The organism is Calothrix sp. CBUCES-K 9914, from assembly GCF_059640475.1.
Genome location: NZ_JBXXZH010000048.1, coordinates 1 through 22,791 on the forward strand (window position 1 = coordinate 1; position 22,791 = coordinate 22,791).

Annotated in this window: 25 protein-coding genes and 1 pseudogene; 15 read left to right on the plus strand and 11 right to left on the minus strand. The window is 40.2% G+C overall.

Annotated features, from left to right (window positions below):
• Together AC2JBO_RS13430 and AC2JBO_RS13435 are read left to right on the plus strand one after the other, a co-directional pair.
• Nucleotides 1–1,857: copper-translocating P-type ATPase (locus AC2JBO_RS13430; protein WP_496954158.1), on the plus strand; the 1,857-nt coding region annotated here is incomplete at its 5' end.
• 230 nt (nt 1,858–2,087) lie between these two features.
• Complete coding sequence (locus AC2JBO_RS13435; protein WP_496954159.1) at nt 2,088–2,588, plus strand: FHA domain-containing protein; 501 nt, start codon at nt 2,088–2,090, stop codon at nt 2,586–2,588.
• A 137-nt stretch (nt 2,589–2,725) separates the two neighbouring features.
• Here the strand turns inward: AC2JBO_RS13435 and AC2JBO_RS13440 are convergent, their stop codons facing one another.
• Nucleotides 2,726–3,073, minus strand: a complete 348-nt coding sequence (locus AC2JBO_RS13440; protein ID WP_496954160.1) for a hypothetical protein — start codon at nt 3,071–3,073, stop codon at nt 2,726–2,728.
• A gap of 121 nt (nt 3,074–3,194) precedes the next feature.
• Between AC2JBO_RS13440 and thyD the strand changes: the two genes are divergently transcribed.
• Nucleotides 3,195–4,115 carry a thylakoid membrane protein ThyD gene (gene thyD, locus AC2JBO_RS13445; RefSeq protein ID WP_496954161.1) on the plus strand — a complete coding sequence of 307 codons (921 nt, stop codon included), beginning with the start codon at nt 3,195–3,197 and terminating at the stop codon, nt 4,113–4,115.
• Nucleotides 4,116–4,183: 68 nt separating this feature from the next.
• Here thyD and AC2JBO_RS13450 read toward each other — a convergent pair whose 3' ends face one another.
• From AC2JBO_RS13450 to AC2JBO_RS13460, 3 genes are all read right to left on the minus strand, one after another.
• Nucleotides 4,184–4,423, minus strand: coding sequence for a DUF8620 family protein (locus tag AC2JBO_RS13450; RefSeq protein WP_496954162.1), 240 nt, complete (start codon nt 4,421–4,423; stop codon nt 4,184–4,186).
• Nucleotides 4,424–4,490: 67 nt separating this feature from the next.
• Nucleotides 4,491–4,910, minus strand: a complete 420-nt coding sequence (locus AC2JBO_RS13455; protein ID WP_496954163.1) for a tetratricopeptide repeat protein — start codon at nt 4,908–4,910, stop codon at nt 4,491–4,493.
• Nucleotides 4,911–5,001: 91 nt separating this feature from the next.
• On the minus strand, nt 5,002–5,358 hold the full coding sequence (locus AC2JBO_RS13460) for an iron-sulfur cluster assembly accessory protein (RefSeq protein WP_496954164.1): 357 nt from the start codon (nt 5,356–5,358) through the stop codon (nt 5,002–5,004).
• Between the two features lie 311 nt (nt 5,359–5,669).
• On the opposite strand from AC2JBO_RS13460, the gene AC2JBO_RS13465 reads away from it, so the two are divergent.
• The 6 genes from AC2JBO_RS13465 (at nt 5,670) to AC2JBO_RS13490 (ending at nt 12,882) form a co-directional block, all read left to right on the plus strand.
• On the plus strand, nt 5,670–7,298 hold the full coding sequence (locus tag AC2JBO_RS13465) for a DUF6930 domain-containing protein (RefSeq protein WP_496954165.1): 1,629 nt from the start codon (nt 5,670–5,672) through the stop codon (nt 7,296–7,298).
• Nucleotides 7,299–7,408: 110 nt separating this feature from the next.
• Nucleotides 7,409–8,404, plus strand: coding sequence for a hypothetical protein (locus tag AC2JBO_RS13470; RefSeq protein ID WP_496954166.1), 996 nt, complete (start codon nt 7,409–7,411; stop codon nt 8,402–8,404).
• 589 nt (nt 8,405–8,993) lie between these two features.
• The gene (locus tag AC2JBO_RS13475; protein WP_496954167.1) at nt 8,994–10,166 is read left to right on the plus strand and encodes a hypothetical protein; all 1,173 of its coding nucleotides are present in this window, start codon (nt 8,994–8,996) and stop codon (nt 10,164–10,166) included.
• Between the two features lie 323 nt (nt 10,167–10,489).
• Nucleotides 10,490–10,669, plus strand: coding sequence for a CopG family transcriptional regulator (locus tag AC2JBO_RS13480; protein ID WP_496954168.1), 180 nt, complete (start codon nt 10,490–10,492; stop codon nt 10,667–10,669).
• Nucleotides 10,670–10,890: 221 nt separating this feature from the next.
• A complete protein-coding gene (gene zds / locus AC2JBO_RS13485; protein ID WP_496954169.1) occupies nt 10,891–12,330 on the plus strand; it encodes a 9,9'-di-cis-zeta-carotene desaturase in 1,440 nt (479 codons plus the stop codon).
• Nucleotides 12,331–12,432: 102 nt separating this feature from the next.
• Nucleotides 12,433–12,882, plus strand: a complete 450-nt coding sequence (locus tag AC2JBO_RS13490) for an SRPBCC family protein (RefSeq protein ID WP_496954170.1) — start codon at nt 12,433–12,435, stop codon at nt 12,880–12,882.
• Nucleotides 12,883–12,910: 28 nt separating this feature from the next.
• On the opposite strand, the gene AC2JBO_RS13495 is transcribed toward AC2JBO_RS13490, so the two are convergent.
• The 3 genes and pseudogenes from AC2JBO_RS13495 to AC2JBO_RS13505 all read right to left on the minus strand — a co-directional run bounded on the left by AC2JBO_RS13495 (nt 12,911) and on the right by AC2JBO_RS13505 (nt 15,227).
• The gene (locus AC2JBO_RS13495; RefSeq protein ID WP_496954171.1) at nt 12,911–13,150 is read right to left on the minus strand and encodes a 2Fe-2S iron-sulfur cluster-binding protein; all 240 of its coding nucleotides are present in this window, start codon (nt 13,148–13,150) and stop codon (nt 12,911–12,913) included.
• 14 nt (nt 13,151–13,164) lie between these two features.
• A complete protein-coding gene (gene cobQ, locus AC2JBO_RS13500) occupies nt 13,165–14,640 on the minus strand; it encodes a cobyric acid synthase CobQ (protein ID WP_496954172.1) in 1,476 nt (491 codons plus the stop codon).
• Nucleotides 14,641–14,821: 181 nt separating this feature from the next.
• Nucleotides 14,822–15,227 (minus strand): annotated as a pseudogene (locus AC2JBO_RS13505) (Npun_F0494 family protein).
• Nucleotides 15,228–15,429: 202 nt separating this feature from the next.
• On the opposite strand from AC2JBO_RS13505, the gene AC2JBO_RS13510 reads away from it, so the two are divergent.
• A complete protein-coding gene (locus AC2JBO_RS13510) occupies nt 15,430–15,867 on the plus strand; it encodes a peroxiredoxin (protein ID WP_496954173.1) in 438 nt (145 codons plus the stop codon).
• 76 nt (nt 15,868–15,943) lie between these two features.
• On the opposite strand, the gene AC2JBO_RS13515 is transcribed toward AC2JBO_RS13510, so the two are convergent.
• The 3 genes from AC2JBO_RS13515 to AC2JBO_RS13525 are packed head-to-tail and all read right to left on the minus strand — an operon-like array spanning nt 15,944 to nt 18,399.
• Nucleotides 15,944–16,378 (minus strand): hypothetical protein, encoded by a 435-nt coding sequence (locus AC2JBO_RS13515; protein ID WP_496954174.1) that lies wholly within the window; start codon nt 16,376–16,378, stop codon nt 15,944–15,946.
• A 42-nt stretch (nt 16,379–16,420) separates the two neighbouring features.
• A complete protein-coding gene (locus tag AC2JBO_RS13520; RefSeq protein ID WP_496954175.1) occupies nt 16,421–17,320 on the minus strand; it encodes an ABC transporter permease in 900 nt (299 codons plus the stop codon).
• Between the two features lie 59 nt (nt 17,321–17,379).
• Entirely contained in the window at nt 17,380–18,399 is a 1,020-nt protein-coding gene (locus AC2JBO_RS13525; protein ID WP_496954176.1) for an ABC transporter ATP-binding protein, read from the minus strand.
• A gap of 233 nt (nt 18,400–18,632) precedes the next feature.
• On the opposite strand from AC2JBO_RS13525, the gene AC2JBO_RS13530 reads away from it, so the two are divergent.
• The 3 genes from AC2JBO_RS13530 to AC2JBO_RS13540 all read left to right on the plus strand — a co-directional run bounded on the left by AC2JBO_RS13530 (nt 18,633) and on the right by AC2JBO_RS13540 (nt 20,278).
• Nucleotides 18,633–19,328: a hypothetical protein gene (locus AC2JBO_RS13530; protein ID WP_496954177.1), complete on the plus strand. Its 696-nt coding sequence runs from the start codon at nt 18,633–18,635 to the stop codon at nt 19,326–19,328.
• Between the two features lie 97 nt (nt 19,329–19,425).
• Nucleotides 19,426–19,803, plus strand: coding sequence for a hypothetical protein (locus AC2JBO_RS13535; RefSeq protein WP_496954178.1), 378 nt, complete (start codon nt 19,426–19,428; stop codon nt 19,801–19,803).
• On the plus strand, nt 19,796–20,278 hold the full coding sequence (locus AC2JBO_RS13540) for a hypothetical protein (RefSeq protein ID WP_496954179.1): 483 nt from the start codon (nt 19,796–19,798) through the stop codon (nt 20,276–20,278). Before AC2JBO_RS13535 ends, AC2JBO_RS13540 begins: the two co-directional genes overlap by 8 nt.
• Here AC2JBO_RS13540 and ald read toward each other — a convergent pair whose 3' ends face one another.
• A complete protein-coding gene (gene ald / locus AC2JBO_RS13545; protein ID WP_496954180.1) occupies nt 20,279–21,373 on the minus strand; it encodes an alanine dehydrogenase in 1,095 nt (364 codons plus the stop codon). It lies immediately after the preceding gene.
• A gap of 335 nt (nt 21,374–21,708) precedes the next feature.
• Here ald and AC2JBO_RS13550 point away from each other — a divergent pair, with 335 nt between their 5' ends.
• Both AC2JBO_RS13550 and AC2JBO_RS13555 read left to right on the plus strand, forming a co-directional pair.
• The gene (locus tag AC2JBO_RS13550; RefSeq protein WP_496954181.1) at nt 21,709–21,873 is read left to right on the plus strand and encodes a CAB/ELIP/HLIP family chlorophyll-binding protein; all 165 of its coding nucleotides are present in this window, start codon (nt 21,709–21,711) and stop codon (nt 21,871–21,873) included.
• Nucleotides 21,874–22,207: 334 nt separating this feature from the next.
• Nucleotides 22,208–22,507, plus strand: a complete 300-nt coding sequence (locus tag AC2JBO_RS13555; RefSeq protein WP_496954182.1) for a hypothetical protein — start codon at nt 22,208–22,210, stop codon at nt 22,505–22,507.
• Nucleotides 22,508–22,791: the final 284 nt, after the last annotated feature.

The window sequence follows — 22,791 nt, forward strand, 5'->3', positions numbered from 1 at the left end:
GCGAGTTTGGTAGCGTTGCTGTTTCCGCTCTGGGGATGGGAATGCTTTTTTGACGAACCAGTTATGATGCTGGGGTTTATTTTATTAGGAAGGACTTTAGAGCAACGAGCGCGCGGTCGAGCTGCTGCTGCTTTCAAAAATTTACTCGAACTACAGCCACAAGTCGCACGTCTAGTAGGAAAGCCTAAAAGTAATAATGATTCTGATTTGTCTACCTCTATTGCTACGAATAGTGTAGTGGAAATTCCGGCAGAGCAGGTACGAATTGGAGAATGGTTACAGGTTTTACCGGGAGAGAAAATACCAGTAGATGGTGAAGTGGTACAAGGACAAACTACCGTTAATGAATCGATGTTAACCGGAGAAGCGATGCCTGTCATGAAGCAGGCTGGAGATAAGGTAACATCAGCTACACTCAATCAATCAGGTGCGATTATAATGTGCGCTACTCGTACTGGTTCCGATACGACGATAGCCCAAATAATTGCCCTTGTAGAAGCCGCACAAACTCGCAAAGCTCCTATACAGAAACTTGCTGATACCGTTGCTGGTTATTTTACTTATTTTGTCTTAATTGCTGCGCTATTAACTTTTCTATTTTGGTATTTTATAGGCGCCCATATTTGGACAGATATTGCCCCCGTAACAATGGCAATGTCTCACCACTCACCCCTCACCCCTAGTAGAGACGCGATTAATCGCGTCTCTACACTCATCACTCATCACTCTCCTTTATTATTTAGTTTAAAACTCGCGATTGCCGTTATGGTAGTTGCTTGTCCTTGTGCATTGGGACTTGCGACCCCAACAGCCATTCTTGTTGGTACAGCAATGGGCGCCGAACGTGGTTTATTGATTAAGGGAGGAGATGTATTAGAGAAAGTTCACAGCTTAAACACTATAGTTTTTGATAAAACAGGAACACTAACCAGCGGTAAACCTGTAGTATCTGACTGCATTGTTTTCTGTGAATTAACAAAAGTTGAGGTTTTACAGCTAGCAGCAGCAGTTGAAAGCGGGACTTGTCACCCCCTTGCCACTGCAATTCAAACTGCCGCACAATCAGAACAGGTAACTATACCTAACGCTAAAGATTTTCATACTGAAGCAGGTCTTGGAGTTTCAGCATTAGTTGAAGATAAGATGGTGTTTCTCGGTAATTATGAATGGCTCAGTTGGCAGGGTATTACGGTTGAAGAAACTGCTATTGATCAAGCGCGCGTGTTAGCTAGTGCTGGGAAAACAGTAGTGTATTTGGGATACGACGGTAAACTAGCTGCTCTAATCGCAGTTGCTGATATCCTAAGACCACTAGCAAAGACAACTGTCGAACAACTTCGTGAAATGGGTTTGCGGGTAATGATTTTGAGTGGAGACCGTATAGAAGTTGTGAGCTATATAGCCAGTCAACTCGGTATAGACACAACCGACGTAATTGCAGGAGTACCACCAGCAAAAAAAGCCGAGTCAATCCAAACGCTACAGCAAAAAGACCGAGTTGCAATGGTTGGTGATGGAATAAATGACGCACCAGCATTATCGCAGGCAGATGTTGGAATTGCGCTTTATTCAGGAACAGAGGTAGCAATGGAAACCGCATCAATTGTACTAATGCGCGATTGTTTAACAGATGTTGTAGAATCAATCAAATTAAGTCGTGCAACATTTAACAAAATTCGCCAAAATTTATTTTGGGCTTTTGCGTATAATACGATAGGGATACCACTTGCTGCGGGTATTTTATTTCCCAAGCTCGGTTTTCTTCTAAACCCGGCTGGTGCTGCTGCTTTAATGGCTTTTAGTTCTGTCAGTGTCGTTACTAACTCTCTTTTATTACGACGATTACCCCGCAGTTAAACGTCTGTAACAAATAAAATTACAATGTGTAGTACCTAGTTTAACTGATACAAGGTTAAACTAGGTTGATGTTCGATATTTACAAATAATGTGTACTACTTTGTTTTTAGTACAGCACACCAATCAGTCAAAACTTCTGAGGTCAGCACGTATCGCTCATCTTTGAATTATGGGTAAACTAAGTAAAAGATTATTTGTACTAATTTGTACCATAAATGTAAATATAGAGCATGTCAGTAAATAATACTCAATCAATCTTTAGTAATCAAAGTTCAACCGATTTTGGTAACGATTTGTCAATGGCAGCAGAAACAAGTGAAAGCCATCTATTAATTATCGAAGATGACCAAGGACGTAAGGAAGTCACGCTTGAGCGTCCGGTATATTCAATTGGCAGGGATCGAGACTGCGATATTTGTTTAAACTCGCAGTTTGTCTCCCGTCGTCACGCTGTACTAGTGAGATTACCGCGCGACAATAATAGTCAAAGCTATTACTATCGAATTGTCGATGGAGATAGCAAAGGCAAACCTAGTGCGAATGGGTTGGTGATTAATGGTCGTAAGCTACCAGCTCACGACTTGAAAAACGAAGACGAAGTAGTTTTCGGACCGCAAGTGCGAGCAATATATTACCTGCTTAAAGATTCGATGCGAACAGGTCAAACTGATGCTAGTGAATACGACATCACTCTAATTAATCCTGGCATGACCGACGATATGGATGATTAGATTACTTTGTGTTAGATTCCCGACTTCTTTAATAAGTCGGGAATCTAACCATCGGCTACTTATCAAAACTTATGATATGAAATACTAGTGCCATCTATCTAACTACACACCTTTTTTCAGCAAACCACTCCACTAGTTTACCCAGCGATGCTTTCGATTAGACTCCAGTGCCGACTAGTTTCTATTTCCTGCTTAATATACTCGAACACTTGTCGGCAGTGATTATCGAGTTGAAGTGGTAGCTCTTCATTTTTCGTTACTAAATTCATACGAGTTTCAGTTGCAGTGGCAGTAGTCTTATCGATAAGTACTTCCACTGTAACTAGTTTTGAGAATGGAACACTTCCGGGAAATTCGCGCGCCATAATGTAATCAGCATTGTAATATTGCACATTCAAACCCGTAGCTTGTAGAAGGTCTACAAGTGTGGGATGAAGATGGTCTATCGAAACAGAAAGAACAAATGAACATGTATAGCGAGCCATAATAGCCCCAAACCTCGCAACACTCCGTCCATCCTATAATAACTAAGCATAGTTAAAGCAAGTATTTTTTTTAGTACTGAGTGCTGAGTGTTGAGAGAGTTAGGAATTAGGAGTTGGAATTATGAAAATCGCTATTACTGGAGCAACAGGGTTTGTCGGTAGTCGTTTGGTTGAACGGCTTACCAAAGATAATAATCAAGTAGTGGTACTTACTCGCAACGCTGCTCATGCTCAAAAAGTTTTTCCTCATAGCGCATTTCCAAATGTGGAGGTTGTTACGGCCACGCTCACTACGTCAGGAGAGTGGCAAAATGCTTTGTCTGGGTGTGATGGTGTGGTAAATTTGGCTGGTGAACCAATTGCAGAAGGACGTTGGACTCCCGCGCGCAAGCAAGAAATTCTTGATAGTCGTAAGTTGGGTACTGCAAAAATTGTTGAGGCAATTACTAATGCTAATCCTAAGCCAAATGTACTAGTCAATGCTTCCGCAATTGGTTTTTACGGAACTGACGAAACAGCTAGCTTTGATGAAACTAGCTCACAAGGCAGTGATTTTTTGGCAGAAGTTTGTCAAGCGTGGGAACTTGAAGCGCAACTAGTCAAAACTGTAGGTATTAGACTGGTTATTGTGCGCTTAGGTATTGTTTTGGGTAATGGCGGTGCCTTGGGTAAAATGATTACACCATTTAAGTTATTTGCTGGTGGTCCCCTCGGTAGCGGAAAGCAATGGTTTTCATGGATTCACCTTGATGATGTGGTGAATTTAATCATCCAAGCCTTAACAAAATCTGAGATGGAAGGCGTATACAATGCTACATCACCTAATCCAGTTCGGATGGGACAATTTTGCGAGACAATGGGAAAAGTGATGGGGCGCCCTTCATGGCTACCTGTACCGTCTTTTGCTCTCGAAGCATTATTAGGTGATGCTGCGATAGTGGTTCTAGAAGGACAACAGGTGATACCTAAACGCACTTTATCATCTGGTTTTAATTACCAATATCAAAATTTAGAGTCAGCTTTAGTAGAAATACTGAAGTAGAGCTTGTTAGTGTGTTTATACTCGTAGTAAGGACTTTAGTCCTTAAATATAAGCACTCTTCGTGCTTACTACGAGGTTATTTTCTTGGAAACCCAACTTATAATTCCACTAAGAATGGCGCCACCCATCAGAATACCAATAGCAGGGTTAAATACTGGTTGCCATAGCTGATGCCACAAATCAAGACCAAGTGGAACTCCAGTTGCGTTACCAACGACCGCTACCGCAAACCAAGCAAAACCGAAGAAGACTAAAAATACATCTGCCACAAGTATTGTATTTAACAAGTTTAAGAATTTGTCTTTCATAAAATTTTGATGATAAAAAAGGGGTAGAGGGCAACGAGCATCTCAACTCCCTGCCATTCCCCGCAAATTATTCAAATAGCCAATTACTAACTTTTGTTAAACTTTGCCAATCTGGTTTTCGCTCAAGACCATCTTTGATACTTTCTTCAAGCTCTGAGCGCCATTCTTCGTTAACAAAAATTAACTGCCGTGCGAACTCAACATGCTGCCGAAGTCCTTTTTGCCCGGTTTCTAACATAGCGACAGCCAAGTTAACCCTAGCTTGGGGGTCTTGCGGATTAATTTTTACAGCTTTTTGAGCCGCTTTGTGTGCTTCTTTTGGCATTTCATCAAGAAGATAAAGCCAAGATAAACAAGTCCATGCAGCGCTGCTTTTGGGAGAACGGTCACATATATCTTTAAAAACAGGAATTAAGGTCGCAGCACTTTCTCCGGCTTTATAACGTTCTAATCCTGAATCGAATAGTGATTCTACGGTTTGAGTCATATAAAATGGTCGAACACTCGAGAGCAAGACAGTCAGTGGTCGGTAGCTAATGGTTATTAGTTAATAGTCATCGAACTGACAAAAGACAATATTACACACCAAACGATTTACCGCAACCACAGGTTTGAGCGGCGTTTGGATTGGTGAACTGAAAACCGCCACCAATCATGGCATCGCTGTAATCAAGCATCAAGCCATAAAGATATAATAAACTCTTACGGTCGCAGACAATCTTGAAGCCGTCATAGTCAAATACGTCATCATGGGGAGTAATTTTACTCGAATCCTCAAACTCCATCATATAGGACATTCCTGAGCAGCCGCCTTGACGTACTCCTACTCTTAGGCACAAGTCCTCACCTTGCTTGTCACGCAAAGCTTTTACTTGTCGCAATGCAGCTTCGCTCATTTGAATTCCTCTTTGTTGGGATTGGGTAGCTTGTGTCATATGATAATTAAACTCCTGAAAATTTAAGGTAAAGGTTTTTGTGGCTCAAACGTGCGGAAAGCCTAAGTAGGTGGGCACCACCAGAGCTTCCCAAAAGGATTCAACAATAGTTTTTGTTTATATTGTAGCGAGAGAGGGGGGTCAAATAGCCAAATTGTAAATACGTTCTCAATACCGCGTTCGTTATGTTTTTATTCTAGAATTGAGAGACTCACTGTGTTTAATAAAATCCAGCATGGTTATCTCGCCACTAAAAATTCTGGCCAAAAATTAAAAAATCACAAATCGCTTGTTTTGATTCACGGTTGTATATGACAAGTTTTAATCGCTCTACCAGTCGTCGGCTGAGGAAATTACCCCAAATTCCTTCTATATGGGAGGGCGATCGTCGTCCGTTGTCATCACACCAGCAGTCCGAGGACGATAAAGGCGAATGTATCCTTTGGGTAGATGGTTCACAAGGTATTGTTCGGGGTATGGACGTAGTTGGGTATGACGCTGGACCAGAGGCAATTGTGCGGACATTAATGCGTGCGATGGAAAACCCTCACAGTCCCGCTAAACCATCACGTCCACAGCGAATTGTTGTTCGCGACCGCGAGATACAATTTTATTTACGTGGTGTTTTACAAGACCTTGATATTGCGATTGATTACACACCTGAACTTCCGTTGATCGACGAGCTATTTCGTGGGTTTGCCGAACTGATTGAAAACCAAATCCCAGATTTGCCACCGCAATACGCTGAATTATTGCACGAAAAAGCATATGCAATGTGGGAAGCTTGTGCGTGGGAATTTTTACAAGAACAGCAAATTATATCTATAGAAATTAATCAATGGGATATTGATACTTTATATGCCTCAGTAATGGGGATGTTAGGTATGGAGTATGGAATTTTACTATATAGGTCAAGCGAATCACTCAAGCGCTTTCGTGCTGCTGTTTTAAGAGATGAGGATACCGAAGATTTAGAAGAAGCTTTTCTCAAGCAAGATTGTTTGTTTCTCACCTTTGAGCGTAGCTCCAAGCTTGAAGGTTTAGATGAGGAAGAGTATGAAGACCTTGCCGAATTGCCGCTATCAGAAATTAGCCCGACTTTCGGTAACATTCATCCTTTAGAGGGACTACGTTCGGTACTATATGACGAAGAAGCGCTAGTTGTTTATGTCGCTCTTGAAAGCTTGTTTCGGTTTGTTCGCGACCATCGGCGCCAACTAAGCGCGGATAATTTTCCAAATGTAAGTCGTGCCTACCGAATTCCACTACTAGAATCAGAAGATACAAAGTCTGTCAGCGTTAATGTTGCCACTATGCCGGAATTAGCAGCCGAATTAGAAGAAATGGCTAGTTTGGATTCCGAGGACGAAGAAAGTATGTATGGCACACCGATGTTTCGTTCACTGCGCGATGATTTGATACCTGACGACTCGTTTTTAAGTTTAGGAGTCGTCTCGTGGGAAATGCTTGATTATTTACAGAAAGGTGTAAAGTATCAAAAAGCTGGTGATATAAAACCCATTGGTGACGGGTTACCAGTTATTTTGGTTCAAACATCGCGCCCTAAAGCTAAAGCTGTAATTGAGAGTATCGAAGAAGCTGGCGGACTTAGAGCGATTTGTTTTAACCCAGGTGCAGACCCTTTAGGTACTGAAAGATACGACCTTGGTTTACTTCAAACTAACAACCGTGAGCTATTTCTATTTGGTGAATTTGAAGACGATGACCCTACCCACGTTGAAGCTCGTAGGAAATGGAACCAGCGCTGCAAAAATACTAAAGGTTACTGCGGCTTAATTATTGCTAAAGGACTCACTGGCGCCAGTCGTGGTAATCCGCAACTCCGTGACATGATGGCTTTATTTGAAGCCGTATCAATCTCACCCCAAGAATTGGGGATTGGCACTTTACAGCTTATGCCTGAACTTCAGTTTGAGTAGAGACTGAATTAATTCGGTCTCTACAGATTCAGAAATATCACTGATGTAATCTGTATAAACAGTAAAATATATTACTATATGATACGGTCGTGTAACTTTTAAATTCAGCTATGTTTAATACAGCCTCAGTTTCTGGCTCGCAGTGGGAGAGCAAGCCAGGAAGTTCGCCAGTAACGCATATAGCTAAGATGTGGGCAAAAAAATATGTCCAATGCTTAGATACAATAGACAACTTACATAAAAATGAAAATACGGAAGATATAATTGTTAAGAAGTTGTACGATTCGTTACGTCAAGCAAGTATTGATGCTTGGCAGCAGACTGAAAAGTTAATTGGTCGAGAAGTTCATCGCCATGAAATTGACCGCGCGCTTATTGATCCGTGGCGAATTTCTCAAGACTCCTTTGTTTTATACAATAAAGCTATCGAAGCATACTCTCAAAAATCACCACCGGAACACCTAGCTCGAACCTTGGGCGGCCATTTGGGACAACTACGCGCACAATATACAGTTACTGACGCGCGAGTGATTGGATTTGTATCAATGCAGGTACATTATACAGGTCAAGTCCTTCTCAAACAAATTCCTGACTCAGAACGACAACGAGTTAGCAGTTATTTTAAAGTAATTGACGATTTTCTTTATATGCCTTTACAGAGAGCATATGAAGCATCCGCCAAACATGAGTTAAATTCGCCTGTTTTAAGGGTAGTGCAACAACTATTACCAATTAGCACTGATATTGCAAAGTCGATATGTGAACGAATTATCCTAATTTACCCCAGATACCATACACATAGCGGATACCTTTGTGACCCATTTGTCAAAATTGCCAGCATTCGTGATGTCGAAATGTTTCAAGTGTATCTATGGGTGTGCGTTCTTGAAGATAGTATTGGTTCAATTCAACACGAGTTATTTCCACTATGTGTAATGCTTTACCCTTCACTTAAAGTCCAGTGGGAATTAGTACGAACCATGATTCATCTGCTACGCCAAGAAATAAGCGCCAGATTAGGAGAGGAACAAAAAAATTTCTTTAAACCCTACTTTGAAATTTTATGGGAAATGTTTAGCCCAGATATTTTCCCAGACAGCTTTTAAGTCAATTTATACCTATGTTTTACTTTCCTGACAAAATCTACTTAGAATTTATCCAATAAACTTTTATACATTTAGCTTTACTCTATGCAAAATTTTAATTAGCAATTTGCTTTCATACACTTTGTACTGTAGCATTTTTATCTTTTGCTAATCATTTTTGTCAGGTATAGTTTATTACATGAGAGTCCTGATTAGTTTATTTGTGACAAAAAAGCCAGTTTAGTAACAGTTATCAAACGATTATCATTATATCTTTAAAAATAAGTATATGTCTACAAAATTTCTATAAAATAAAACACAGACTAATGACTTGAGGTACAAGGCTTTGGTAGCGTGTATGTGTAACTGTAATAACTGTGTGATTAAACTACATATACATATGATGTACACTGTCAAGAGAAGTGACTAAAAATTTAATAAATCTGCGATATTCTTTACAAATATTTCATGAAGTAAAACATTCAAATTGGATGCGTAAAAAATCAAGATTACTTAAAGAATATCAGTGAATAAGAGACGAGATATACAATTAAATAGTCAGGTTATGGATTATTTTTAGCTGGCAATATCTAGACAAACCAGGGTAATAATGAAAAAAAGATTGGAAGGATTTGATGAGCAAAGGTTAGGTTACACTTCACGAGGTGCGACTTCATCTTTAGCGCTGCAGTGGGCAAAAAAATATTTACAAAATCTGGATCACGGTTTGCACGAGCAATCGGACGAGCTTACACAAAGTCTGAATCATGTTATCTCTCAAGAGGGACGCAAGCAAACCGCGCGTTCGCTCATGAAATCGTTACGCACGATTAGCCATCAAGCTTGGAATCGAGTTGAGATGTTATTGGCTCATGAAGCCAAATGCCATAAGATTGACCCACTACTTATTGACCCGTGGGAGATAAGTGGAGAATCTTTCAAGATTTACCAAAAAACTTTGGAAGTCTACACTCAACAGGCGCCTCTGCGGCAATTATCCACGGTGATGCGGTTGACGCGCACTGGTGAACCCATATCTCAAAAAGCTTTAAATATCTACACTGAACAGGTGGCGCCAAGTCAGTTAGCAAAAGTAATTGGTTTTAATGTTGGGGCAATACGAAAGAAATACACAAAAAATGACCCGCGCGTGATTGGCTTTGTGAGTATGCAGTTTCATTACACAAGCGAAATGCTGCTAGAAAGTTTATCGCCATTAGAGCGTTCGATACTGAGTGCTTACTTTAAAGTTATCGATGACCATTTATACATGCCACTCCAACGAGTATATGAAGCGGCGGCACAACACGAATATGATTCTCAAGAAATGTTAGTAGTGCAAAGTTTATTACCAGTAAGCACTGAAATCGCCAAAAAAATATCAGAAAGGATAATTGAAATTTATCCTAATTACCGCTGTTCATCAGGTCTTTTGAGTGATTCAGCGATAAAGATTTCTAGTATACGTGATATCGAAATGTTTCAAGTCTACTTGTGGTTATCGACCTTAGAAGGAAGTGTGGCAGCAATTCAACAAGAATTATTTCTTCTATGTGTAATGTTGTATCCAAGATTCAACGTGCAGTGGGAATTGATACGACAAATGCTACATTTACTAGGTCAAGAACTACGTGAACGCTTAAAGCCCCAACAAGTAAATACGCTGATGCCGTACTGTCAGGTTTTGTGGCAAATGTTTTCTCCAGAAGTATTTGGAGAGATGGGTTTGCGTCACAGAACGGATGAGTTTGATGATAATTTTGTCAATTCGTTATTTGCTTGACAGTAACAATATCAAGTTAATTTATAAAATTTTATTTAAAGTTTTACTTAAGCAGGATGGTTTTATCCTGTCGATAGTTTTTCATGGAGTAGTATTCAGTGTGCAATATTTTTCCTGGCACAATGAACGACTATGAATTACAAGTTTTATAGTTTATTAGAAGATGATACATATCCTACAAACCCAACCCAAATATATTTTATTAATGAAATTATTGATTTAGAAACTAAAAGATATCAAAGTATAGCTGGAATATGATATATTCATAATCTTTCACTTAATTGCAACTTACAACTGAATTCAGCAAAACAAGAAGCATAACGATGACTAATAAGAAATGGGCTGTCAAACGCATAACTGTTAATTTAGCGGCACAGGAGGCAGAAAGACTTGAGGTGTACTGTCAGCAAACTGGTAGACCTGCAACCGATGTCATCCGGGAACTGATTCGAGGCTTGCCAATTAACGAGGAAGCTGCCAGTAATGGTGGCACGAATCGATAATAGCCAATAAATTAACACGTTCATATTTGATTCTTTTGGGAAGTATATGTAATCCATAAATGATTCATAAAAGTTAATGCTGCTCCTCCACACATTTCACATACACATTGACTTCATACAAACTTTCAACTCTAAAATTAAAGAACTCATGAGGATAAATTGCAATTTCGGACACTAAGCCAGTTAAAATTTGTAAAGATAACTGGAAAAGGAAGTACGGAATGCGCGTTGCAATCGTAGGTGCCGGTTTAGCTGGACTGGCAACCGCTGTAGATTTGGCTGATGCGGGCTGTGAAGTCCAAATTTTTGAATCGCGCCCGTTTTTGGGCGGAAAAGTCGGCAGTTGGGTCGATAATGGTGGCAACCACATTGAGATGGGTTTGCACGTCTTTTTTGGCTGCTACTATCAACTGTTCGAGTTGATGCAAAAAGTCGGTGCTTTGGATAATTTTTTAGCCAAGCAACATACCCATACCTTTATTAATGAAGGTGGACGTGTTGGTGCGCTTGACTTCCGCTTCTTCAGTGGCGCCCCCTTTAATGGGTTAAAAGCATTTTTCACTACGTCTCAACTTTCGGTTTACGATAAATTCCGAAATGCGATGGCATTGGGTACAAGTCCGGTTGTGCAGGGACTGATAGACTTTGATGGAGCAATGCGAACGATTCGTGACTTGGACAAAATCAGTTTTGCCGACTGGTTCCGCAGTCATGGTGGAAATAACAACAGTTTACGAAAGCTGTGGGATCCAATCGCTTTAGCACTAGGATTTATTGATACTGAAAATATTTCCGCGCGTTGTATGCTAACAATTTTTCAGCTATTTGCGGTTCGTACAGAAGCCTCGAAGCTGAGAATGCTTAAGGGTTCTCCTTACGATTATATGCACAAGCCGATACTTGAATATCTTGAAGCAAGAGGTGCAAAAGTTTACACTCGCCGACAAGTTAGAAATATTAATTATACAGAAGTCGAAGGGCAAACGCGAGTAACCGATATTGTAGTTGCAAACGGTGATAGCGAAGAGATTATTAAGGCTGACGCTTACGTTGCAGCGTGTGATGTGCCAGGAATTAAGCGATTAATACCTTCTGATTGGCGTAAATGGGATCAATTTGATCACATCTATAAACTTGATGCTGTACCTGTAGCCACGGTACAGTTACGATTTGATGGTTGGGTTACAGAACTTCAAGACTCAAGCGCACGTGCTTCACTCGAACATGCAGCAGGAATAGATAATTTATTGTATTCCGCCGACGTTGACTTTTCTTGTTTCGCTGATTTAGCTTTGACTAGTCCTGCTAGTTTTTATCGTGAAGGGGAAGGCTCGTTAGTACAATTAGTACTAACACCGGGTGACCCTTTTATTAAAAAAAGTAATGAAGAAATAGTCGAACACTCCCTAAACCAAATTCATAAATTATTTCCCTCATCACGGGAATTAAAACTAACCTGGTCTAATGTCGTTAAACTAGCACAATCACTTTATCGTGAGGCGCCGGGAATGGATGTGTATCGTCCCAACCAAAAAACACCAATCGTTAACTTCTTTTTAGCCGGAAGTTATACGCAGCAGGACTATATTGATAGTATGGAGGGCGCCACACTATCGGGAAGACAAGCCGCTAAAGCAATATTAGAAACAGTTAAAACGTAGGGTGCGTGACGCTACTAATAATTTAACTGCGAAGCTATTAATCTGGTAGCGTCACGCACCGACTTAAGATTGCCCTTTACCCTTTCACCCCATTAAAATATAATGCCAGACTGGTTAGAGCATACCGTACAGGTAGAAGTTGAGGCTCCAATGAATCTAGTATGGGGTCTATGGTCAGATTTAGAACAGATGCCACGTTGGATGAAATGGATTGATTCTGTAAAAGTTCTTGAAGATGACCCAGGTATATCGCTGTGGAAACTTAACTCAAACGGGTTGGAGTTTACTTGGCGTTCGCGTATTCTCAAGAAAATACCTAGTCAAATTATTGAATGGCAATCTATTGATGGACTACCAAATCGCGGCGCCATTCGATTTTATGACCGTAAAACCAGTAGTATTGTGAAAATGACCGTTGCATACGCAATTCCTGGCATTATCGGGAAAATTATGGATAATTTGTTTTTGGGAAAGGTTGTGGAATCTACCCTGAATTCCGATTTACAACGGTTTAAACAGTATGCGCTTGATGCGAAGGAAGAGAAGGACTGAAGTCCTTAGTACGGTTTTTACTACAAGCTTACCAGGTGGGGTCACTGAATAGATTAATTGTTAGTTCTTCGCGTCCGGGTGGTACAGATGATATGCACGCGCGCACTATTTTCCCGTCAGAGTACTCGACGGTGCAAGCGTGACATGAACCCATTAAACACCCAGTGGGAATAAATACACCAGCACGGTCTGCTACGTTGAGCAAAGGTTCTCCAACCTGGGCATCAACTGTTATATCATCGGGTAAAAAGTGGACGCGAATACTCATGATGGATTTGCTAATTACAAAAATGCTGATAAATCTAAGTGCCGCTCAACCTCATTAGCAAGCGAGTCTAATAAGTTTTCACGATGTTCACGGTAGTTGGCAACACCCGTAGGTAATGATTTTAAACCACGCTGCTGACGTAAACGGTTTAACCAAGCTCGGCGCCAAGGACCGTTATCAAATATTCCATGTAAATAAGTTCCCCATACAGACTGACAACCATCAACTAATCCTAAATTCACGTCGTCGAATAACGCTTGGTAGCCTTGGTTATCATTGGGTGGAATTTCTGTTCGTGAACGTCCTTGGTGTATCTCAAATCCTGTTACGGGTAAACCTAACTGTGGGAAGTTGGAGGTAACTTGACGCTGACGGGCAATTTTTTGTCCAGTAATAACTGTTTTGAGTGGTAGCAATCCTAACCCTTGGAATCTACCTGCTTGACCTTCGATACCTTCAGGGTCAGCTATCATTTGTCCCAAAATTTGGTAGCCACCACAAATTCCTAAAACTGTTCCTCCAGATGCGGCGTAGTGCTGGATTGCTTCTGCCATACCACTTTTTTGCATTATTAGTAAATCGGCAATCGTAGTCTTGGTTCCCGGAATAATTACTGCATCTGGATGTCCTAAATCTTGCTTTGGACTCAGGTATTTTACTGATACGCTCGGCTCAGATTCAAGTGGGTCAAAATCTGTAAAGTTAGAAATACGGGGCAAACGAATTACTGCAATATTTAGATCACTGCCTTGCTTATGGGCTTTACGTTCAAGCAAATCTAACGAATCTTCCGCCGGAAATACTTGCTCTAAGTAAGGAATTACACCAATTACTGGAATGCCTGTACGTTCTTCAACCCATTTAATTCCTGATTCGAGCAACGAGCGCTGTCCTCGAAACTTGTTGATTACAATGCCTTTTATCAACGCGCGCTCATCTGGATCAAGTAGTTCTAAAGTACCAATTATATGAGCAAACGCTCCACCTCTGTCGATATCAACGACTAATATTGTCGATGCGTTTAAGTGTTTGGCGACTCGCATGTTTGTTAAGTCGCGGTGCTTGAGATTAATTTCTGCTGGACTGCCAGCACCTTCACAAACTAATAAGTCAAATTCAGTTTGTAAATGCTGTAGGGATTCTTCAATTGAACGCCAGCCTAAATCAAAATACTGTTCATAATATTCAGAAGCCGTGACTTTACCGACAGGTTTGCCTTTAATTATTACTTGCGAAGTCATATCGCCCTGCGGTTTGAGCAATATAGGATTCATTTCCACCCAAGGAACTACACCAGCTGCCCAAGCTTGAACTGCCTGAGCATAGCCCATTTCGCCACCACTTGCTGTTACATATGCGTTTAGAGCCATATTCTGACCTTTAAAGGGCGCCACTCGCCAACCACGGCGCGATAAAATACGACAAATAGCAGATGTTAATAGAGATTTCCCCGCGTGGGACGTAGTGCCCACCACCATAATTGCTTTCATAAGTTAGTAATCTATTAGTTTTTAGTTGGGTCGAGTGGTAGCTTTAATGTGAGGTGTCAATCGTCACTATATAAATGACCTTTGACAACTCAACTATATTAAAGATTTCATAAATGGGATTGACGTTTCCCTACTTATTGTTCCCGTGTATTCCTCTTTAATAACTCATTACCCCCCAATTCTAGAAGGGTATTCTCAACCATCGAGTTACAGTTTCATAAAAGCTATCGCTTAAAGTTGGCTTACGCCAGGGTTTCGTCAAAGATTGCTCAACTAACTGGCGCCCAAGAGGAGTCAGTCGGAAACTATCGGTAATGCCCTGACCATCAACTTCGCGTCGTAATACACCAACTTGAATGAGCCAGACTAATTCATTATCCGCGATTAATTCCGAAAGTGAACGTTTAGTGTAACCTTTATTTACACCTGTACTACCAGTAATTTCACTTATTGCCACCCGGTCTTGACGCATTGCATCAAATAAGGTCAACTTAAAAGGTGAACAAATTAGAGACCGCAGCGCGCGTTCTTGAGTTTTATTTGAGTAGACATGCATGTTTTTGGTTTTGATAATCAGTAATAGACATAAAGTTAGGAGTTGTAGCATAGGCGTCTCGCCTGTGCAGTATAAGGAATTATTTTTACCACAGAGCCACAAACGGCACAGAGAAGAGAGTAAGAAAAATTTGTGGCGCCTGCTTTACAAATTTAAGCCCCTCATCTGAAAACATTGTAAATTATTGTAAAATTTTAAATGCATAAACAATCAGCAAACAGGGTAGTTTAATTATGGCTTTAACAGTTGGTACAAATGCACCTACATTCACCACCAAAGACACCAATGGTAATACTGTCTCCTTGTCTGATTTCACAGGTAAAACTGTAGTCTTATACTTTTATCCCAAAGACGATACTCCAGGTTGCACCAAGCAAGCTTGTAGTTTTCGCGATGCTCAATCAGACTATCAAAATAAAGATGTAGTCATATTGGGAGTTAGCGCTGATGATGAAAGTTCGCACCAAGCATTTACTCAAAAATACAATTTAAATTTTCCTCTGTTGGCAGATACTGACCACTCGCTGATCAAAGCTTATGACGTTGATGGTGGTGGATATGCAAAACGAGTTACCTATGTAATCGATGGTAACGGCAAAATTACTCACGTTGATTCCAGCGTTAACACTTCCACTCACGCTAGTGATGTGTTGACAGCACTTGGTTTGTAATTAAACTATATTTATGCAAAAGTAGGGCAGGCAAGATGCCTACCCTACTAGTTTAATGTTCAAATATATATAAGTCCTATTTGCTTGGTTCAAGCTTAATGATTTGTGAGCTTGGTTGAATAGGCTTTAATATATTTCCTGTATTTACAGTGTTTCCTGTTTTTCCAGTTTGCAGTCTTTGCTGCTGCCGCGCGCGGAATGCTGCTGCTGCTTCATCTAATTCTTGGCTCTGTTGCTTGTAAAATTCTGGATTGAAATTATTGATACCCAGTTGCGCGTTATGAAGCATTTGGAACATATTTAACGGCCCCTGTTCAGTACCCCTGGAAAATGGGTCGTTACTGTTATAGTCGTAGTTTTGTTGATTGGTTGATTGGGTGGGGTACACTTGGGTTGGAAAAACAGGGGTAGTATCAGTTTGAGTCGGTTTGGTTTCTGCGTTGCTTGGTTGTGCGACGCTTATTATACCTAGTCCCGCTAATGACAAAAGTGCTAATAATCGAATTTTCATAGAGTTTGCCCCTCAAGTACTGTATGTAATGATGTTTCTATTTTACGAAAGTGTCCGGCGAAGTCGAGGTTGAATACTTAGTAATGCGACAACTGCAAAACCTAATAACACGAGTAAGGCGCCACCAAAGGTTACATCACCCCAAAATGCGTGCATAACAACACTATTTAATCCCCAGTCGCTGTGAGTGTAGAGGTAGCGAATAGGTTCAATAGCGTAACTTAGAGGGTTGAGGGTAGCTATGGTTTGTAACCACTGTGGCATGAATGACAATGGCGCCAATGCAGTGCTGGCGAATAACATTGGTAAGGTGCTAACAAAAATAACTGCGATAAGTTCAATGTGTCCAGGCAAAGTAAATGCTAGGCCTAAGCTTAGAGCAGTAACACCTAGTGCCAGAGCGAAGACAATTAGTACTATTGCACTCAAGCCTGCTGCGTCGGGTAGACCTGCACCTAAAAATGATGCGGCACCAACAATAACGGCGGTTTGGAGTAAACTTTGGCTAATAATAAAGATGGCTGACGCGAAGACAATAGAGAACCGTGACGCTAAAGGTGCTACGAGTAGTCGATTCAAAAAACCAAACTCACGGTCGAACATTACAGGTAGTCCAGCATTGAGCGCTCCTGCAAATGCTGTAAAAACTATAATACCTGCTGCGAGAAATTGACCGTAGTTCGTTGTACTACCAAATATTCCTTTTGGTGCGTTTTGAAATAAGGCGCCAAACAGTACTAGCCACATTACAGGCTGAATGATACCTGCAAATAAAGTACTGGGGCGCCGTTGTAATTGGATGAATAAGCGTTTTGTCAGCGCTAAAGTTTCTTGAACTATTTCACCAAAGGTATTGCTTGGTGATTTATCAGCATAGAGTTGCGGTGATGCAACTTGTTGCCAGTTAATATCTGATTTTGGAGGTAGTACTGTGCCACTCATAAGGATTTTGGATTTTAGATTTGGGATTTTGGATTATTTAGATTAAGTTAGATTAAGATTTATCTCATATTTTGTTTTTTCTCTGCTTTGGGGTTGCGGTTTGCTACTGCCGCCATTTCGGCATCCATAAGCGTGCGTCCTGTAGCTGCAAGATACACATCGTCAAGACTAGGACGCGACTGAGCAATGCCAAATATTGGTAAACCAGCATTGTTTAACGCTTGCTGAATTGTTATTAAAGTATCGTTCTGTGGAGTTACAACTAGGTTCAGCGAATTTGCCTGTGCGCTATTAATAATCACATTCTGTACAAATGGCAAAGACTGAAGCAAAGAAGCTGCTTTTTCTGCTTCCTCTGTTGGGGAGAATTCGCGAATACGAAGTGTTATTCTATCCCCTCCAATTCTATCCTTTAACTCAGATGGCTTTCCTTGTGCGATTACCACACCTTGATCAATAATTGCCACTCGGTCGGCTAGTGCGTCTACTTCTTCTAAATAGTGGCTTGTTATTAGTACTGTAGTTCCAGCTTCACGTAACTTCCGTAAAAACTCCCAAACTATAAACCGACTTTCAATATCAAGTCCTACTGTCGGTTCATCTAGTACTAATACATCAGGTGCATGAAGTAATCCTGCTGCTAAGTCTAAACGTTTAAGTATTCCTCCCGAATAAGTACCAGTCTTTTTATCGGCGTATTCCTGTAATCCCAGTAAACTTAATATTGTATCGATTCGCTGTTTTGTGACTGCTGCTGGTAAATGATAAAGGGCGGCCTGCAATTGCAGTAGTTCACGACCAGTTAATATTTTATCTGGGGCGACTTCTTGCGCTACATATCCTAAACGTTGTCGTGCAGCTTTGGGGTTTTCTACTACCGAAATACCTGAAACCTCTACCTTACCTGCATCGGGTGTAGTCAGGGTACACAAAGTACGCAAAGTGGTTGTTTTTCCTGCACCGTTAGGACCAAGTAAACCAAAAATTTCTCCTGGCTGCACCTGAAAGGAAACGTCCTTTACAGCTTCAGTTGCACCATAGCGCTTTTTTAGATTTTGTATCGAAACTGCGGGAGCCATAGCAACATATTCCTAACTATATAAAAATCTTAACAAATCGCAATACTACTATTTTCATCTTAGCGGTCATGTTCTCATATAAACGTGTTTACAGAAAATAGGAAACTAGGGATTTCCCCAAATGTATCGACATGACCTAGAGTTATCTAACGGTACAATGTATAAATTGTTATCTATAATTAACTAATTACTGAGGTTAGGACTGAATGGACAGAAACAGTCTCCGGGCTTATATGAATTTGATTCGGAAATTGCTTCAGTGTTTGAGTGGAGAAGAGTTGGCTTTGTTACAAGCTAACTTAGAATTGGTTGACACTAATTTAATTAAATTGATGGAACGAGTTGCTGCCAGAGCAATGCAAAAAGGTGCTTTTGGGACAGCTAATTTTCTCTTAGACTTGGCACAGCAGCTTCAGGAAACGCTGGTGCCACAGGGGCTATCTGAAGATGAATCAGCAGGATATTCTATTTATATGCAAGTAGTTGAGGAGTTGCTCAATTGCCCTAACGGCGCCGAAACAGAAATTTTACGTTCTTATCAAGATATTATTGATACAAGATTTATATTAACGTTGCAACAGATAGCCGCTATGTTTGCTGACATTGGTGAAAAAAGAGCATCTGAGTTTTTACAAAAAATAGCGGTGCCTCTAACTCAAGCGCTTAATAATGCAACTTCTGATACAACTTTAAATTCTAACATTTTACCTTCACAATATATTGATTTTCTTGGAGATGTATTGCGTTTAACAGCTAGTACGAACGGTGATGCCAAAGCTGTTTATGAATTATTGGAAGTAAATTCAGATAAGCTTAATATTCAATTTGCTCAAGTACTTGATAATTGGGAAACAAGTACTTTAGTTACAGTTAACTCAGAAATTGCTTTAATACCATTTTTATATGAGGATGCACATTATTATTCTTAGCCCCCCTTCCACGCGGGGGGCTGGGGGGATTTAGTTATTTGCAGCTTCATATTAAATCGGTATAAGTATTGCGGCTGATATTATTAATTTTAGCCATTTGCTTCAGGACTTTTCTGGCGGTGAACCTGCTTATAATGTCGAAATAGCAATTGTAGGTTATGAAGTTGCGCTGCGAGCATATCGTCGTGATCAATATCCTAAAAAATGGGCTTCTGTACAAAACTATCTTGGAAAAGTTTATATGAAGCGTATTCTCGGTGATAAAGCAACGAATATAGAGGTTGCAATTGAATGTCACCGTGCTGCACTCGAAATATACGAACGCGAACATTTTCCGAAACAGTGGGCAGAAACTTTACGATACATGGCTACTGCCTACGAAAAACGTATTTATGGAAAAGAAGAAGACAACTTTCATATATCCTCTGAATATTTCCGCATTGCATCTCAAGTATTGCCACAAGAAAATGACTAGTAATCATCATAATTATCAAATACTGGCGCCTAGTATTCACTTTCTGGCTTTCAACCTTCAAGAAAGTGAAATAATTAAACTTAAATCAAATCGGCACCATATCAGCAAAGACTGGTTATGGAAAACATGTAATAATATAGTTTTTAAAGTTCTTCAGCAACAGTTTGTAATTACAAATTATTTGGATTTGACCAAAGAACCTAATAATTTTTTCGTTATTATAGCGCTTCCTATTCTAATGAAGTACATAAGGGCGGGCAGGGATGTCCGCTCCACAAGAAATTTACTATTTAAATCTGTACCTCATGTGATTAAGAACCGCTATATTAGCAGCAGTAAAACTTTTAATGCTCCATTAAAAAGTACTAATTTTTACATACCAGATGCAATTCCTTTACAAAGTAAGTTTGCTAAGATTCCCGACTTCTCAAAGAAGTCGGGAATCTTAGCACGCACATTGCTTACTACAAACTAATTACGAACTTACCAAGTCAGGAAATACAGATTGTACTGCTGGATGTACTAACCGATGATTTTGGACATTGACTCCTTTAGCTAAAGCAGGATTAGTTTCCAAAGCTTCTAATCCTAGATTCGCTAGCTGTTGTACATAAGGCAGGGTACTATTATTCAAAGCTTGGGTTGCTGTCCAAGGTACTGCACCCGGCATATTCGGTACACCGTAGTGAACCACACCCTCTTCGATATAAACTGGGTTTGTATGAGATGTGGGGTGTAACGTTTCTATACATCCACCTTGGTCTACTGCTACATCCACAATTACTGAACCCGCACGCATTTGTTGAACTAGTTCACGAGATACTAATATGGGTGCCCTTTTTCCTAAAACTAATACGGCGCCAATTAATAAATCAGCGTCTTTAACAGCTGTTTCGATATGAGCAGAGTTACTATAAAGTAATTCGACGCGCGAACCAAACAAAGTCTCTAAATAACTTAACCGTTCAACGTTAACATCCAATATCTGAACTGAGGCACCCATACCGACAGCGATTTTAGCAGCTTCAGTTCCAACAACCCCACCACCTAAAATCACTACCTTGCCCGATTTTACACCAGGTACTCCACCTAACAGTACTCCTCTACCACCCTGCTGACGCTCTAAATATCTGGAACCGAACTGTACTGACAACCTGCCTGCGATTATACTCATTGGTGTTAATAAAGGTAATCGATTGGCTCCGGGTACTTCAACTGTTTCATATGCTACAGCAGTAACACCACAATCGATTAAATGCTCAGTTAACTTACGGTCAGCAGCTAAATGTAAATATGTAAATAATATTTGCTCTTTATGTATAAAATCATACTCGTTTGTTAATGGTTCTTTAACTTTAACTATTAACTCGCGATTCCAGGCTGCATCTTTAGTTGGTACTATTTCGGCGCCGACATTTTTGTAATCATCGTCAGTAAATCCAGCACCTACACCCGCTTGTGTCTCGACATAAATGCGATGACCACTTTCTCGCAACACGCGCGCGGATGAAGGACTCAACCCAACTCGAAACTCTTGGTCTTTCGTTTCTTTGGGAATACCAATTTCCATTTATTGCCTCTAATTTAATTTTGCTTTAGTGTAGTTTCTCTTAGACTAAGTTGCCAGTTTGATACGTTAGATACGAACGTCACTACTTTGGAACACTTTCTTATTTTTGACACGCCTTACAGCCGTTTTCTTGACTATTACCTTAATTTTACTAAAATATATAAATAATCATTACATTTTGTTACAAGTCGAGTTTACTTAGTATTATAAAGTGCTTTATGATACTAAGATTTATCATGTATACGCAGGAGAGGTTTTTTTACCGACCGAACCTAAAGTAAACGTGTCACAAACTGCTATAAACTTGAGTTTGCCTTATTGAGGTACTTTTAATCATGACTCAGCCCAGCGTTACACCAAAGCTCGAAGAACCCAAGTTTGGATTTAATGAGTACGCCGAACGTTTGAACGGTAGAGCAGCAATGATTGGATTTCTCCTAATAGTGGTGATTGAGTACGTCACCGACAAAGGAGTGCTAACATGGCTCGGTTTACGGTAAGATTGCCGGAAAAGATGGCATATAAGTTGTAGTCTTAGTTGTAAGTCTTACAATTAAGGTTGTTCAACCAGCCGACAGATTTGAGACTCGGCTGGTTTTTAATACATATGAACTTTAATAATTAACTAAATTAAGTAAAATGCCGTCTATCTTGAGATTGATGCTTGTGGTTATAGTAATAATTAATGTGCTTATTCCGGTATTGTAAAACGTCTTCCCTTGTCACCCCTAAATCGAAATTATAATAGATACTAATGGGGTTTCATCCCTGGCGCCGATTATAGGTGAAGCATTTTAGGTAAATTTATACAAAAGGCTAAAAACAAAAGCTGTGATGAATATTGCGTTACCTCGTTTATTAAAATCTAAATACCGTCGAGAGCCTGTAGTTAGCGGATTAATTACCATTGGAGTAATTGATGCAGTAATTGGTGGGTTCGGCGATAGCTGGTCTTTATTTGCTTTTGGCTTAGGGACAGCGGGTCTGACACTAGCGTTTCGATGGTGGCGTGTTCAGCAAAGTCGTCCTTTGCCGCAAGAAGAAAAGCTGGCGCCACAGCTTTATCTACCTGAACGTTCTTCCAGTACATCGTTACCAATGTTGAGCGTTACTAAGAAAAGGCCTCCTCAGTAGAAGAGTAGAAAGTGCTGAGTACTGAGTAAATATACTAAAAACCAATTAGAATTGTCATTCTGAGCGTAAACGAAGTTTTCCCGAAGGGTAGCGAAGAATCTCGAAGATGCTTCACTGCACTGCAAGTTCCTTCAATACGTTCATAGCTCAGTATGACAAAGGTTTATATTTTATGGGTTTGCTGTATATATATTTCTGTTTTGATTAGATAAGAGTTTTTACCACAGAGACAGTAGAGACGCGAGGAACATCGCGTCTCTACACAGAGAAGATAATTATGATGG

What these genes read in the sequence shown, in the direction of transcription:
- AC2JBO_RS13495 (WP_496954171.1), bottom strand. Translation starts at nt 13,150, where the DNA reads ATGAGTATTCGCGTCCACTTTTTACCCGATGATATAACAGTTGATGCC.
- ald (WP_496954180.1), bottom strand. Translation starts at nt 21,373, where the DNA reads ATGGAAATTGGTATTCCCAAAGAAACGAAAGACCAAGAGTTTCGAGTT.
- AC2JBO_RS13525 (WP_496954176.1), bottom strand. Translation starts at nt 18,399, where the DNA reads ATGGCTCCCGCAGTTTCGATACAAAATCTAAAAAAGCGCTATGGTGCA.
- cobQ (WP_496954172.1), bottom strand. Translation starts at nt 14,640, where the DNA reads ATGAAAGCAATTATGGTGGTGGGCACTACGTCCCACGCGGGGAAATCT.
- AC2JBO_RS13440 (WP_496954160.1), bottom strand. Translation starts at nt 3,073, where the DNA reads ATGGCTCGCTATACATGTTCATTTGTTCTTTCTGTTTCGATAGACCAT.
- AC2JBO_RS13450 (WP_496954162.1), bottom strand. Translation starts at nt 4,423, where the DNA reads ATGAAAGACAAATTCTTAAACTTGTTAAATACAATACTTGTGGCAGAT.
- AC2JBO_RS13465 (WP_496954165.1), top strand. Translation starts at nt 5,670, where the DNA reads ATGACAAGTTTTAATCGCTCTACCAGTCGTCGGCTGAGGAAATTACCC.
- AC2JBO_RS13530 (WP_496954177.1), top strand. Translation starts at nt 18,633, where the DNA reads ATGAATTTGATTCGGAAATTGCTTCAGTGTTTGAGTGGAGAAGAGTTG.
- AC2JBO_RS13520 (WP_496954175.1), bottom strand. Translation starts at nt 17,320, where the DNA reads ATGAGTGGCACAGTACTACCTCCAAAATCAGATATTAACTGGCAACAA.
- AC2JBO_RS13470 (WP_496954166.1), top strand. Translation starts at nt 7,409, where the DNA reads ATGTTTAATACAGCCTCAGTTTCTGGCTCGCAGTGGGAGAGCAAGCCA.
- AC2JBO_RS13460 (WP_496954164.1), bottom strand. Translation starts at nt 5,358, where the DNA reads ATGACACAAGCTACCCAATCCCAACAAAGAGGAATTCAAATGAGCGAA.
- AC2JBO_RS13480 (WP_496954168.1), top strand. Translation starts at nt 10,490, where the DNA reads ATGACTAATAAGAAATGGGCTGTCAAACGCATAACTGTTAATTTAGCG.
- AC2JBO_RS13550 (WP_496954181.1), top strand. Translation starts at nt 21,709, where the DNA reads ATGACTCAGCCCAGCGTTACACCAAAGCTCGAAGAACCCAAGTTTGGA.
- zds (WP_496954169.1), top strand. Translation starts at nt 10,891, where the DNA reads ATGCGCGTTGCAATCGTAGGTGCCGGTTTAGCTGGACTGGCAACCGCT.
- AC2JBO_RS13455 (WP_496954163.1), bottom strand. Translation starts at nt 4,910, where the DNA reads ATGACTCAAACCGTAGAATCACTATTCGATTCAGGATTAGAACGTTAT.
- AC2JBO_RS13475 (WP_496954167.1), top strand. Translation starts at nt 8,994, where the DNA reads ATGAAAAAAAGATTGGAAGGATTTGATGAGCAAAGGTTAGGTTACACT.
- AC2JBO_RS13435 (WP_496954159.1), top strand. Translation starts at nt 2,088, where the DNA reads ATGTCAGTAAATAATACTCAATCAATCTTTAGTAATCAAAGTTCAACC.
- thyD (WP_496954161.1), top strand. Translation starts at nt 3,195, where the DNA reads ATGAAAATCGCTATTACTGGAGCAACAGGGTTTGTCGGTAGTCGTTTG.
- AC2JBO_RS13515 (WP_496954174.1), bottom strand. Translation starts at nt 16,378, where the DNA reads ATGAAAATTCGATTATTAGCACTTTTGTCATTAGCGGGACTAGGTATA.
- AC2JBO_RS13555 (WP_496954182.1), top strand. Translation starts at nt 22,208, where the DNA reads ATGAATATTGCGTTACCTCGTTTATTAAAATCTAAATACCGTCGAGAG.
- AC2JBO_RS13540 (WP_496954179.1), top strand. Translation starts at nt 19,796, where the DNA reads ATGACTAGTAATCATCATAATTATCAAATACTGGCGCCTAGTATTCAC.
- AC2JBO_RS13490 (WP_496954170.1), top strand. Translation starts at nt 12,433, where the DNA reads ATGCCAGACTGGTTAGAGCATACCGTACAGGTAGAAGTTGAGGCTCCA.
- AC2JBO_RS13510 (WP_496954173.1), top strand. Translation starts at nt 15,430, where the DNA reads ATGGCTTTAACAGTTGGTACAAATGCACCTACATTCACCACCAAAGAC.